Source organism: Planosporangium spinosum, assembly GCF_049999945.1.
GTDB classification, from domain to species: domain Bacteria; phylum Actinomycetota; class Actinomycetes; order Mycobacteriales; family Micromonosporaceae; genus Planosporangium; species Planosporangium spinosum.
In genome coordinates, this window is sequence record NZ_JBLYUB010000001.1 from 216,690 (window position 1) to 229,191 (window position 12,502).

Annotated in this window: 11 protein-coding genes; all 11 read right to left on the reverse strand. The window is 75.8% G+C overall.

Annotated elements, in window-relative coordinates; all coding sequences use genetic code 11:
* Positions 1-24: 24 nt before the first annotated feature.
* Genes ACNTMW_RS00980 through ACNTMW_RS01030 form a run of 11 tightly spaced genes read right to left on the reverse strand, consistent with a single transcriptional unit; the run spans position 25 to position 12,499 of the window.
* Complete coding sequence (locus ACNTMW_RS00980) at positions 25-1,527, reverse strand: amidase family protein (RefSeq protein ID WP_426631359.1); 1,503 nt, start codon at positions 1,525-1,527, stop codon at positions 25-27.
* Positions 1,524-3,188, reverse strand: coding sequence for an HAL/PAL/TAL family ammonia-lyase (locus tag ACNTMW_RS00985; RefSeq protein WP_426631360.1), 1,665 nt, complete (start codon positions 3,186-3,188; stop codon positions 1,524-1,526). Before ACNTMW_RS00985 ends, ACNTMW_RS00980 begins: the two co-directional genes overlap by 4 nt.
* On the reverse strand, positions 3,185-4,363 hold the full coding sequence (locus ACNTMW_RS00990) for a 3-deoxy-7-phosphoheptulonate synthase (RefSeq protein ID WP_426631361.1): 1,179 nt from the start codon (positions 4,361-4,363) through the stop codon (positions 3,185-3,187). The genes ACNTMW_RS00985 and ACNTMW_RS00990 overlap by 4 nt, the downstream gene beginning before the upstream one ends.
* Positions 4,363-5,634: an ATP-grasp domain-containing protein gene (locus ACNTMW_RS00995; protein ID WP_426631362.1), complete on the reverse strand. Its 1,272-nt coding sequence runs from the start codon at positions 5,632-5,634 to the stop codon at positions 4,363-4,365. The genes ACNTMW_RS00990 and ACNTMW_RS00995 overlap by 1 nt, the downstream gene beginning before the upstream one ends.
* 2 nt (positions 5,635-5,636) lie before the next feature.
* Positions 5,637-6,995 (reverse strand): MFS transporter, encoded by a 1,359-nt coding sequence (locus ACNTMW_RS01000; RefSeq protein WP_426631363.1) that lies wholly within the window; start codon positions 6,993-6,995, stop codon positions 5,637-5,639.
* Position 6,996: 1 nt separating this feature from the next.
* Positions 6,997-8,346 (reverse strand): ATP-grasp domain-containing protein, encoded by a 1,350-nt coding sequence (locus ACNTMW_RS01005; RefSeq protein ID WP_426631364.1) that lies wholly within the window; start codon positions 8,344-8,346, stop codon positions 6,997-6,999.
* A gap of 14 nt (positions 8,347-8,360) precedes the next feature.
* Positions 8,361-9,668, reverse strand: a complete 1,308-nt coding sequence (locus tag ACNTMW_RS01010) for an amidase (RefSeq protein WP_426631365.1) — start codon at positions 9,666-9,668, stop codon at positions 8,361-8,363.
* Entirely contained in the window at positions 9,668-10,894 is a 1,227-nt protein-coding gene (locus ACNTMW_RS01015) for a phenylacetate--CoA ligase family protein (protein WP_426631366.1), read from the reverse strand. The genes ACNTMW_RS01010 and ACNTMW_RS01015 overlap by 1 nt, the downstream gene beginning before the upstream one ends.
* Complete coding sequence (locus ACNTMW_RS01020) at positions 10,891-11,826, reverse strand: AMP-binding protein (protein ID WP_426631367.1); 936 nt, start codon at positions 11,824-11,826, stop codon at positions 10,891-10,893. The genes ACNTMW_RS01015 and ACNTMW_RS01020 overlap by 4 nt, the downstream gene beginning before the upstream one ends.
* Positions 11,826-12,107: a hypothetical protein gene (locus ACNTMW_RS01025; protein WP_426631368.1), complete on the reverse strand. Its 282-nt coding sequence runs from the start codon at positions 12,105-12,107 to the stop codon at positions 11,826-11,828. The genes ACNTMW_RS01020 and ACNTMW_RS01025 overlap by 1 nt, the downstream gene beginning before the upstream one ends.
* Positions 12,104-12,499 carry a hypothetical protein gene (locus ACNTMW_RS01030; protein ID WP_426631369.1) on the reverse strand — a complete coding sequence of 132 codons (396 nt, stop codon included), beginning with the start codon at positions 12,497-12,499 and terminating at the stop codon, positions 12,104-12,106. The genes ACNTMW_RS01025 and ACNTMW_RS01030 overlap by 4 nt, the downstream gene beginning before the upstream one ends.
* Positions 12,500-12,502: the final 3 nt, after the last annotated feature.

Consider the following 12,502-nt stretch of genomic DNA (forward strand, 5'->3'; position numbering starts at 1 on the left):
CTGACCGGCTGACCACAGGTTGGATCACCGCGGGGCGAAGCCGAGGTCACCGACCGCGTGCGCGACGTCGCGGGCCAGCCGCAGCAGCACGTCCTCCCGGTACGGCGGCGCGATCGCCTGCACCGCCAGCGGTGCCGTGCCGTCGCGGGTCCGGCCCACCGGAAACGTGATCGCGGGCAGGCCGGTGAAGCTGGCCAGCGGGGTGTAGCCGGCCTCCCGGTCGTAGCCGGGGTCGTCGGGGTCGGGAATGGTGGAGGCAGCGGCCACCGGCGCGCCGGCCGGCCGGGGCACGTCCGGGTCGAGCGGGAGCAGCCAGACGTCGACACCCTGCGCGGTGAACAGGTCCGCCACCCGGGCGCGCTCCCGGGCCATCGCGGCCCGGATCTCGGCGTGCCGGCCGTCGCTGACCCGCGCCCCGGCCTCCAACGCCAGCCGGGTCGACTCCAGCAGGTCGTCGGTGATCCAGCGGCGCCACACCCGGTACCCGTGCCACGCGTCACGGGAGCACAGTTCCCAGGCCGCGCCCCGGCAGCGCCACAGTTCACCCAGGCCGACCGGGACGCTCGGGTGGCCGTACCCAGCCAGCGCCGCGCGCGTGCGGTCCAGGGCAGCGAGGATCTCCGGGTCGACGTCGTCGTCTCCGACCTCCCGCACGATGCCGACCCGCAACCGGCGGCGCCCGGGCGGCTCGTCGAGGGCGAACGGGCTCGCGGTACCGAGCGGTCCGCCGGCACCGAGCCCGAGCCGCTGGAAGCCGAACGCGAGGTCGTCGGCGGTACGGGCGACCCAGCCGGGCGCGTCCATGGCCGGCGAGAGCGGGAACACGCCGGACAGCTGCCGCTCGTCGTGGGTCAGGCGCAGGCCGACCACGCCGCAGCGCCCGGCCGGCCACCGTACCGAGCCGAGCACGTCGGTGCCGAGCGACAGGTCGCAGATGCCGGCGGCCACCGACACCCCGGATCCGGTGCTGGAGCCGGCCGGGCTGATGTCGGGGAAGTACGGGTTGACGCAGCCGGAGCCGAGGCCGATGTTCAGCTCGGTGGTGACCACCTTCGCGTTCACCCACGCCCCGCGTACCGCCCGCAGCGGCGCGGCTGACCACTGTGGATAGTGCCGGTACCGGCGCAGCCCCAGCCGGGTCGCGAACCCCGCGACGTCGACGGTGTCCTTGACCCCGACGCGTACCGGCGGGGCGCCCGGCTCGGCGGCGCGCAGCTCGACGCAGGCACGGTAGCGGGTGTCGGCCCGCCGGCTCCACTCGTCGGCCTGCCGCGCCCAGTCGGCCGCGGCCACCTCGCCGGCCTCGACCAGCCGTACCCGCTCGCGCAGCGGCAAGGCGAGCAGCTCCGGCGGCCGCGGCGCGGGCGCGGGCCGGCGCGGACCGGCACCGGCGGCTCCGCGCTGATCCTGCTCGGCACCTCCGGACAGCTCCGCGCCGGTGCTTCCGCGCGGATCCGCGCCGGCGGCTCCGCCGATCTCTGCGCCCATGGCGTAGTCGAGCAGCGCGGTCTCGGGTGTGCGGGTCACGGCTTCTCCTCACCGGTCAGGTGGCCGGCCACGGCCGCGCTCATCGCTCCCGCGCGCAGCGCCGCGCCGAGGGCGGCCAGTTCGCCGTCGAGCCGGCGGTCGGCGTCGACGAAGCCGACGTGCGCGCGGACGAGGTCGTACGCGGCCCGGGTACCGGCGCCGAGCCGGTCGGCGCCGCGCAGGTCGGCGGCCTGGCACAGGGCGGCCAGGTGCAGCGCCGCCGCGTCGCGGACCAGGCCGGCGACGGTACGCGCGTCGCGGGCGGCGATCGTGCCCATGCTGACCTTGTCCTGGTTGTGCGCCTCGGTCGAGCGGGAGAACGCGGTGGCCGGCATGCCCAGCTTGAGCGCCTCGGCGACCAGTGCCGAGCAGGCGATCTGGGCGCCCTTGAAGCCGTGGTGCAGTCCGCTCTCGCCGGTACCGGAGGGACCGGCGAGCCCCGCCGGCAGGCCGTTGTTGAACTTCTCGTCGACGATCAGGGCGAGCTGCCGGTCGAGCAGGTCGCCGACGCTGGCCAGCGCGACCTTCAACGCGTCCATCGCGAGCCCGACGTGGCCGCCGTAGAAGTTCCCTCCGTTGTGGACGGTGCCGGCGTCGGGGTGGAACAGCGGGTTGTCGTTGGTCGAGTTGATTTCGGTCGCCAGCCAGCGGTCGACCCAGTCGAGGGTGTCGCGCAGCACGCCGACGACGTGCGGGGCGCAGCGGACCGAGTACCGGTCCTGGATGGGGTGGTCGAGCAGCTGGTAGCCGCGGTCGCCGAGGTCGCGGTTGGCGTCGAGCACGTCCCGGTGGGTGCGGCACAGCGCCGAGCCGGCGAGCAGCGACCGGACGGCCGCGGCCGACCGTACCTGGCCGGGGTGCGGCTTCTGGGCGTGGATGATCGGGTGGAAGTGGTCGGCGTTGCCGCGAAGCACGTCCACCGCCAGCGCCGTGCAGACCTCGACGACGACGGCCAGCTCGGCGGCCTCGTCCGCGACGACCACCCCGTACCCGGACATGAACGACGTGCCGTTGACCAGGCCGAGCGCCTCCTTGGCCTGCAGCTCCACCGGGCGCAGCCGGCACGCGCGCAGCGCCTCGGCGGCCGACGTCCGGCGCCCGGCGTGGTCGACCTCGCCCTGGCCGGTCAGCAGGTTGGCCAGGTAGCACAGCGGCACCAGATCGCCGCTCGCACCGACCGACCCCCGCTCGGGTACCACCGGCAGGATGTCGTGGGCCAGGCAGTCCAGCAGCAGCCCGATCACCTCGGCCCGTACCCCGGACCAGCCGCGGGCCAGGCAGTTGGCCCGGATGAGCATGGTCGCCCGGACCACCTCCGGCGGCGCGGGCGGGCCGCTGCCGACCAGGTGGTAGCGCACCAGGTTGCGTTGCAGCGCCCGCACCTTCGCCGCCGAGATGTGGCCGACGTTGCGGTCGCCGAACCCCGTCGTCACCCCGTAGACCGGCTGGCCGGAGGCGACCAACCCGTCCCGCGCGGCGACCGAGCGCGCGACCCGGTCGGCCGCCTCGTCGGGCAGGTCGAACCGGCGGCCGCCGGGCCGCCGCCCGACCGCGGCCGCGTCGGCCGGGCGCAGCGCGTCGACGCCGAGCAGCAGCGGCGGGGCGGTCACCGGTTCACCGCCGGCCGGGCCGCCGCCGCGCCGGACCGTCGGCGCGTTCACCGGGTCACCTCCCGCACGAACGCCTCGACCACCCGCCGGGCCTGCCCCGGGTTGAGCCGCGGGTCGCAGGCGGTCCGGTAGCGCGGCAGCGCCGCGGCGGCCGGCAGGTCGGCGCGCGCCTCGACGCATTCGGTGACGTCGTCGGGGCTGGTCTCCAGGTGCAGCCCGCCGGGGTGCACGCCGGCGGCGCGCAGCACGCCGACGAAGCCGGTCACCTCCCGTACCACGTCGTCAACCGGCCGGGTCTTGCGACCGTCCGGTGTGGACACGGTGTTGGCGTGCATCGGGTCGCACAGCCAGACCGGTCGGGCGCCACCCGTCCGGGCCGCCTCGACCAGCGGCGGCAGCAGGTCGACCACGGCACCCGCGCCGAGCCGGGCGACCAGCACCAGCCGGCCGGGCGCGCGGTCGGGGTCGAGGCGCTCGACGAGCGCCGCGACGTCGTGTGCCGTGGCGGTCGGCCCGAGCTTCACGGCCACCGGATTGGCCACCCGCGCCAGCAGGTCGACGTGCGGGCCGTCGACCTGCCGGCTGCGGTCGCCCACCCACAGCAGGTGCGCGGACGAGCCGTACCGGACGCCGGTCGCCGGGTCCAGCCGGGCCAGCGCCTCCTCGTACTCGCACAGCAGGGCCTCGTGGCTGGTGTAGATCGGCCCGCCGGCCAGGTGGCCGAGGACCTCCGCCGACCGGTCGTACGCGGTGAGCATCCGGCGCGGGTCCGGGGTGCGCGCCGCGGGCGTGGGAACCAGGTCGTTGACGGCGTCGCCGCGGTAGGCCGGCAGCGGCTCGCCGCCGGGTCCGGGTACGGTCGCCCGGGAGCGTGGCTTGGCGAACTGCCCGGCCAGCCGGCCGATGCGCACCACCGGTACCCGGGTTGCGCGGGTGACGGCCGAGGCCAGGTCGTGCAGCTGGACGATCTTGCGGGCGGTGCCGGCCGCCGACACCTCGGCGAACAGCTCCGCGCAGTCACCCGCCTGGAGCACGTGCCCGCCGCCGTCGGCGACCCGGGCCAGCCGGCCGGTCAGCGCCGCGCAGTCGGCGTACGCCACCAGCGGCGGCCGGCGGCGCAGCTCGGCGGTGACGGCGGCGACGGCCGTGGCTGACGGCCAGCCGGCGTGGATGGCCGCCGTTCCGGTCGGGGCCGCCGGGGACGTCGATGTGACGATCGTGGACATCAGCGCGCCACCCGCAGGGTGATGGCGGCGCGGCAGCGGGCCTCGACCGCGTCCAGCTCGGCGGGGGTGTCCGCGTCGACGACGACCATCGCCGCCCGGTCGCCGGACTCCCGCACCGGCCCCAGGACCGTACCTGGGGGCTTGAGGCCGACCACGCAGCGCAGTGCCGGCGGGTCGCCGGCCGACCCGCACCCGCTGACCTGCGGCCGTACCACGGCCGGGTCGAACCAGGTCGGCGCCGTGCCCAGCGCCGGGTCGACGGTCAGGTCGCGCAGCGTACCGGGCTGGTGCGGCAGGTACACCTGCCGGGCGAACCGTACCGGCGCCGGGTGCTTCACCGCCTCCCCCACGGCGAGGCCGACGACGGCGTCCTCCAGCGGCGCACCGGTCGCGAGCCAGTGCAGCGCCATGATGCTGTCGCCCGGTGGCCGCGCCGCGATCTCGGTCAGCACCACCCGGCCGCCGGGGGTCACCCGGTACTCGGCGTGCGCCATGCCGGTGTCGAACGCCAGCCGCTCCAGGACCGCCTCGTGCACGGCCAGCATCCGCTCGGCGACCTCGCCCGCCAGGTCGGGCGCCGGGGTGGTGTGCGCGGTCTCGACGAAGAACTCCGAGTCCGCCTCGGTGGTGCGCTTGCCGGTGATCACGGCGTAGCCGACCGCGCCACCCGCGCTGAGCGACTCGACCGAGTACTCCGGACCGGTGACCCGCTCCTCCAGCAACAGCGGTTCGTCGCCGCCGTACCCGCGCAGCCGCTCGCGCAGCTGCTCGGGTCCGGTGACCAGGCGCACGCCGGAACTGGCGAGCCGGCCGACCGGTTTGACCACGACCGGGAAGCGGCTCCAGGTGTCCGCGCAGCCGGCCCGCCAGGCGGGTGTGACCAGGGTGGAGTCCGGGCTCCACGCGGCCAGGTAGCGGCGCTGGAGGTGCTTGTCGCGGCACACCCGCGCCGCGCGCAGTCCGGGCGAGGGCAGGCCGAGCAGGTCGGCGACCACGCCGCCGGCCTCGACGTACTCCTCGCGCAGCACGCACACCCCCCGGACGTCGTACCGGCCGGCCCAGTCCGCCGCCCGGTCGACGACCCCGGTCAGGTCGCGGGCGGCGGCCACGGCCACGTCGGCGGCGTACGGGCGCAGCGCCCCGGCCTGCGGTCCGGGGCCGTCGAGCAGCAGCACGTCGAGGTCGCGGGCCCGGGCGGCGGCCAGGAAGCGCTGGTTCCAGGCCACGGCGGACCCGCCGAGCAGGATCAGCGCAGGGCGTCGGGTCGACATGGTCAGCCCCTCTCGGTCCGGGTGACGAGAACCGGCCCGGCGACGGGCGCGGCGGCGGGATGATCGGCCGGCTTCTCCGGCTCCTCCGGCTCCTCCGGCTCCACCGGCGGGGCGGACGCGAACGGCCGGCGGAACGCGGCGATCGTCACGCCGACACCGAGCAGCGCGAGGGCCGCGCCGCCGACGGCGTAGATCAGGCGCAGGGTCACCGTCGACGCGACGATCGCGAGGATGCCGTACACGACCAGCCGGCAGCCGGCGACGCTGGTGATGAGCAGCGCCATCACCCGGCCCTGGAGGTCGACGGGCACCTGTTCCTGCACCCGGGTACGGAAGATGTAGAACGACTGGAAGCTGATGCCGGCGAAGGCGTACAGCAGCATCGGCACGAGCAGGCCGCGCGAGCCACCCAGCGCCATCAGGGCGGCACCGAGACCGATCACGCCGAGGCCGGCCAGCCGGTCGCGGTTGAGCCGGGCGGTCAGCAGCGGCAACGCGATCCCGCCGGCGATCGCGCCGAGGGCGAACATCGCGTCGATGAAGCCGAGCCCGTCCGCGCCGACCCGCAGCACGTCCGTGGCGAACGGCGCGAGCAGTGTGTTCAGCAGGTACAGCGTCGCGAACAGCACCAGCAGCATGGCGTAGGACGGCACCATCTTCGGGTGGGTGCGCAGGTACGTCAGCCCCATGGCGGCCCGCCGCACCGACTCCCGCCAGCCCTCCCCGTCCGGTACCTCGATGCGTCGGGTGGTCCGCACGCCGAGCACGAACAGCGCCGAGACTCCGAACGTCACCATGTTGGCCAGCAGCACCGAGCTGACCGACGTCCAGGCGATGAGCACCCCACCGACGGCCGCGCCGGTGACGTTGCCGGTCTGCACCGCCACCCCGGTGGTGGCGTTGGCGGCCATCAGCCGCCCCACCGGCACGATCTCGCGGACCAGGGTGGTACCGGTCGGCACGGCGGTCGACTCGGTCAGCCCCAGCAGGAACACCGTGGCGAAGACGTGCCAGGTACGCAGTGCCCCGGTCAGCGCCAGCACCGCGGTCACCAGCAGGATGGCGGCCGACGCCACCTCGGCGGCGGCGAACACCAGCCGGCGCGGGAAGCGGTCGATCGCCACCCCGATGAACGGCCCGAACACCACCCCGGGCACGGCGGCGGTCAGCAGCACCAGCGGCACCGCCGACGGGCTCTTCGTCATCGTGTACACGAGCCAGACGTTCGCGATGAACTGCATGCCGTTGCCGAAGTTGGTCACCAGCATGGAGGCGGCGATCCGCCGGTAGCCGGGGGGGCGCAGCGCCTCCAGGCGCTCGCGCACGACGGCGGCGACGGCGGCGCGGGCGTATCCGGCCACGTCAGCCCGCCTTCACCGGGACGGGCGCGGCCATCCGCGCCGGCTCGTCCCGCGGCTCGACGTCGAGCGAGACCGCCGCGGCGCAGCGGGCCTCCAGCTCGTCCAGCTCGGCCGGGGTGTCGGCGTCGACGACGTACATCAGCGCCCGGTCCCCGGACTGCCGGATCTCGACCAGTTCGTCGCCGCGGGACCGGCCGACCACCACCATGTGGACGGTCGCCGGGTCGCCCGGCGCGCACGGCGTGACCGGTGGCCACATCCACCGCTCGACGAGCCAGGTGAGCGGGGTGTCCAGGCCGTCGATCCGGGCGCCGCGCAGCACCCCGGGCCGGTGGTCGGCGTACACCTGCCGGACGTACCGGCGCGGCGGAGGGTAGCTCGCCGGCTCCCCCAGCGCGATCGCGAGCATCGCCTCCTCCATCGGCGCGCCGGTGGCGAGGTGGTACAGCATGACGATGCTGTCGCCGGCCGCGCGGGCGGCGATCTCCATCAGGTACACCCGGCCGTCGGCGGTGATCCGGTACTCGGCGTGCGCGACGCCGTCGGCGAACGCCAGCCGCTCCAGCACCGCCCGGTTGGTGCCGAGCACCGCGCCCCGGGTCGCGTCGTCCAGCGACGGGTCGTCGGTGGTGTGCCCCATCTCGACGAAGAACGCACCGCCGGTCTCGTTGGTGCGCTTGCCGGTGACGGCGGCGAAGACGACCCGGCCGCCCTGCACCAGGGTCTCCACCGACACCTCGTGGCCGGCGACGAGCTGTTCGAGCAGCAGCGGCTCGCCCGCGTCGTACCCGTCGAGCGCGGCCAGCAGACCGGTACGGTCGTCGACGCGCCGGACCCCGGAGCTGGCCTCCCGTCCGGTCGGCTTGACCACGGCCGGGAACTCCGTCCAGGTCCGTGCCCGGTCTCCGCGGCCCGGCCCGGCCAGCAGCCAGGACCGCGGGCTCCAGGCGGCGAGGTACCGCCGTTGCAGGAGCTTGTTCCGGCAGACCCGGCCGGCGCGCAGGCCCGGCGACGGCAGGCCGAGGTGGTCGGCCACCAGGGCGGCGGCCTCGACGTAGTCCTCGCCGAACGCGAGCACCCCGCGGACGGCGTACCCGGCGGCGGTCCAGCCGAGCACCCGGTCGAGGATCTCGTCGTGCCGGTCGCCGGTGGTCCAGGCCAGCTCGGCGATACCGGCGAGCGGGTGGTCGGGGTACCGGTGGCGGGCGGCGTCGAAGCGCTGCTTGCCGGGGCTGGGCGCGTCGACGCCGAGGACGGTCAGGCCGCGCGCCGACGCGGCGGGTACCAGGGCCGGGTAGCGCGCCCCGAACAGTGCGCCCAGGACGACGATCGCGTCCCGCTCTGCATCCATCTGCTCTTCCCTTCTCATCTGCCGGTTTCCGGGCTGCCGGCCAGGACCGGCAGGTCGAGGCCGGCCAGCAGCTCGGCGGCGGCCACCAGCAGGTCGTCGGCGCCGGGCGCGGCGAGCACCTGCACACCGAGCGGTGAATCCTGTGTGGACATTGCTAGGGGCTGGGCCAGGACGGGCAGCCCCGCGAGGTTGGCGACCAGGGTCATGGCGCCGCCACCGGGCTCCGGCAGCGTGCTGGCCGGCCGCGCGTCGGCCGAGTCGGGCAGGTCCGCCTCCAGCGGCATGATCAGCAGGTCGTACGCCCTGCGCAGCAGGAGCGCCAGCCGGACCCGGGCATCCGCCTGCAGCGCGCGCAGCCACCGGTACCGGGGATCGGTCACGGCGGTCCCCCGGTCGATCGCGGCCCGGGTGTCGGGCCCCAGCTCGACGCCCGGGTCGGCGGCCAGCTCCGCGAAGCTGTCGTGCGCCTCCCGGGCCAGCAGCTCACCCGCCGGGGCCCGCAGCCGCCAGACCTCGGGCAGGTCGGCCTCGGTGACGGCGTGGTGGGAGCCGGCGAGCGCGTCGCGGACCCGGTCCAGCAGCGCGCCGACCTCCGGGTGCAGCGTCTCACCGGGCGGGCGGGTGACCGCGACCCGCAGCCGGCCGGACGGCCGCACCGCCCGCGCACCGACCACCGCGCCCAGCCCGTACGTGCGCCAGCACCAGGCCAGGTCGGCGGCGGTACGGGCGACGAACCCGACCGACTCCAGGCTCGGCGCCACGGTGTGCACGCCGGCGAGCAGCTCCGGCCGGGGCGTCACCCGCAGCGAGGTGACCCCGCAGTACACGGCCGGCCAGCGCAGCGAGCCGCCCGAGTCGGTGCCCACCGACAGGTCACAGAACCCGGCCGCCACCGCCACCGCCGAGCCGGTACTGGAGCCGGCCGGCGACACGTGCGGGTACCGCGGGTTGCGGCTGGGCTTGACCGACCCGAGGGCGCACTCGGTGGTGGCCACCTTGCCGGCGCAACCGAGGCCCACGGCGGCCAGTCGCCGGGCGATCTCGGCCGAGGCCCGCGGGTACCGGCGGTACCCGGAGCGGATGCCCAGCCGGGTCGGGTAGCCGGCCACGTCGATGGTGTCCTTGTAGGTGACCGAGGGCGCCCACGGCACACCGGAGGCGGCCACGTCACCGGGGCGCCAGTCGACGAACGCCCGGACCGCCGGGTCGGCGTCGCGGATGTGCTCGACCAGGTCGCGCCGGTACGCGTGCGGGTCGAGCGCACCGGTCTCGACCAGCTCGCGGCGGCGCGCCAGCGGGAGGGTGAAGCGATCGTCGGACACTAGGGCTCCCCGACCAGGGCGGCGGCTCCGGACTCCCGGACCGGCGCGGCGGCCGCGGACTCCCGGACCAGGGCGGGGGTCTTGGCGGTCTGGGCGCTGGTCGCCAGCCGGTCGACCAGTCGGACCCGGAACGTGTCGTCCTCCCCGCGCAGCCCGAACCCGAGGTCGATGTGCGAGGCGAGCAGCCGTTCCCGCAGCGCCGGCGCGCTCACCCCGGTCCCGACGACACGGACCTCCATGGCCTCGCCGCCGGCGCCGGCGATGAGGGCGACCTGGGCGGCGCGTACCCCGGGGACCGCGCGCGCGACGGCGACCAGGTCCTGCGGGTCGACCAGGGTGCCGGCGAACTTGACCAGCGCGCCCTCCCGGCCGCCCAGGCGCAGCGCCGCCGGCCGGCCACAGGCACAGTCGGTGAACGCGGCGCGGTCGCCGATGCGGTACCGGATGACCGGGCTGACCGCGCCCGGATGCAGCGTGCTGACCAGGACGTGCCCGTCGACCACCTCGACGTGCTGGTACGGCAGGACGTGGAAGGTGTCGACCGGGCAGCCGGGGCCGTTGGTCCCGATCACCCACGTCTCGGTGGAGCCGTAGTTGCCCCACAGCTCCAGGTGCGGGGCGCACCGGTCGCGCAGGTCGAGCAGTTCGGCGTCGACCGGTTCGCCGAACCACAGCGCCGCCCGCAGCCGGGTGGCGATCGGGTGGCCGGTGCGCTCGGCGTACCGCAGGATCTTCAGCAGCTGCGACGGCGTGCCGGCGACGGCGGTGGTGCGGTGGCGGACCAGGAAGTCCAGCCACCGGCCCAGCTCGTCGTCGCCGATGTTGCCCAGGCCGATCACGTCGGCGCCGGCGTGTTCGGCGACCCGGTTGTAGCAGTAGTGCGCCGACCACAGCCGGCCCGGCATGGCCAGGTTGGCCAGCACGTCGCGGTGGGTCAGCGGCTGCCAGTGCGGCAGCAGCGCGCCCAGGTGCATCTCGCACGGGATCCAGGCGATCTTCGGTTCGGCGGTACTGCCGCCGCTGGTGAACAGGAACGCGCCCGTCGCCCGGTCGGTAGCGGCGACGATCTGCTCGGTGGCGGCGGTGATGTCGTCGCGGGTCATCTCCGGCACGTCGGTGAAGGCGAAGTCACCGGCCAGGTCCAGGTCGCGGTACTTGCCGGCGAAGTACGGGTGGCGGGCGGCGGCGCGCACCAGGTCGCGCAGCGCGGTGACGGGAGGTGTCATGTGGTGATCCGTTCGGGTACGGGCTCGATCGATCGGGGTTGTTGCCAGGCCGGCAGGCGGCGGCAGGCGGCGGTGACCGCGGCGAGCACCGCCGGGTCGCCGCTGGCGACCCGGACGCTGAACCACTCGCCGCGCAGGTCGTCGCGGTGCGGGCGGCAGGTGACGACGTGCTCGGGTACGGCGTCGGCGCCGACCTCGCCGCGCAGCGTGTCGGTGACGAGGTCGAGGTTGACCCGCCGGCCGTTGACCTTCACCAGCCGGCTGCGCCGGCCCAGCCAGCGGAACGTCCGCGCGTCGACGACGTCGACCAGGTCGTCGAGGGTGTACCGGGTGGCCGGCGCGGTCCCCGGCCGGGTGGCCAGGCGCGGGCTGCGCACCCGCAGCGGCGCCTCACCGCCGGCCGGTACGTCGGCGTCGAACGCGACGTCGGGCGCGAGCGTCCACTCCGGACGGAGCGGGTCCCGGCGGGTCGCGACGAGCCCGGTCTCGGTGGAGCCGAACAGCTCGACCAGGCCGGCGCGGCCGTCGAGGTCGGCGAGCAGCCGGGTGGCGGCGGCCGGCAGCAGGGCGCTGCTGTGTACCAGGGTCAGCCGGTCCAGCCGGCGCAGCAGCGGCAGCGCGCGGCTCAGGTGCGCCAGCGCGGCCGGCAGCGCGGCCACGACCGGGCGGCGCAGGCCCGCGAACGCGTCCCGCGCCGGCTCGGTCAGCCCGACCCGACGTACCGGCAGGCCGAGCAGGTCGGGCAGGGCCCGGCCCATCAGGTGGCCGTACAGGTGCGCGGGCGGCGGGTAGCAGACGATCCCGTCCGCGTCGCCGGCGTCGCACAGCACCGCGAGCAGCTCGGCCTCGGCGCGTACCTGCGCGGCGGTGCGCAGCCAGCGCACCGGCTCGCCGGTGGTACCCGACGTGGCGAAGACGAGGTCTGCGCCCATCAGGCCATCCCGAGGACCGCGGCGTCGTGCCGCTTGCGCTCCACCAGGGCAGCGATCGCGGCGACGCTGCGGAACGTGGTCCGCAGGTCGTCCTCGACCAGGTCGACCGCGATCCCGAAGCGCTGCTCGACGGCGCCGACACAGTCCAGGACCCCGAGGCTGTCGTAGCGTTCGGGGGCGATCTCGGCGAGGGCCACGGTGTCGTGCCCGGCGGCCAGCGGGACGGCCAGCAGGCCGGCCACGCAGTCGCGGACCGCGGCGGTGAGGTCGGCGTCGGTCACTGGTGCTCCTCCGGTTCGGTGTCCCAGGCGGGGCTGCCCGGGGTGAGGTGGTCGGCGGGGTCGGTGGGCTGGAACGACACGAACACCCGGTCGGCGGGGATCTCCGGGGCGAGGACGTCACGCAGGTGCCGGGCGTACCCGCGCCGGAAGCCGGCGTCGCGGTCACGCGACAGCACGCAGGTGACGAACGCGAACGCGGGTGCCGGCTCGCCCGGGCGCCCGGCCAGCGGGAACGGCCCGCTGAACACCCGGTCGCCGGGCAGGTCGACGAAGCGGGTCACGGCGTGGTTGACGTCGACGCCGTGCCGGCGCCACCAGAAGGCCAGCTCCTTGGCGACCCGGCGGGCGAACCGCGGGTCGGCCACCGGGGTCTCGATGGTCGTGGTCGGCATGCG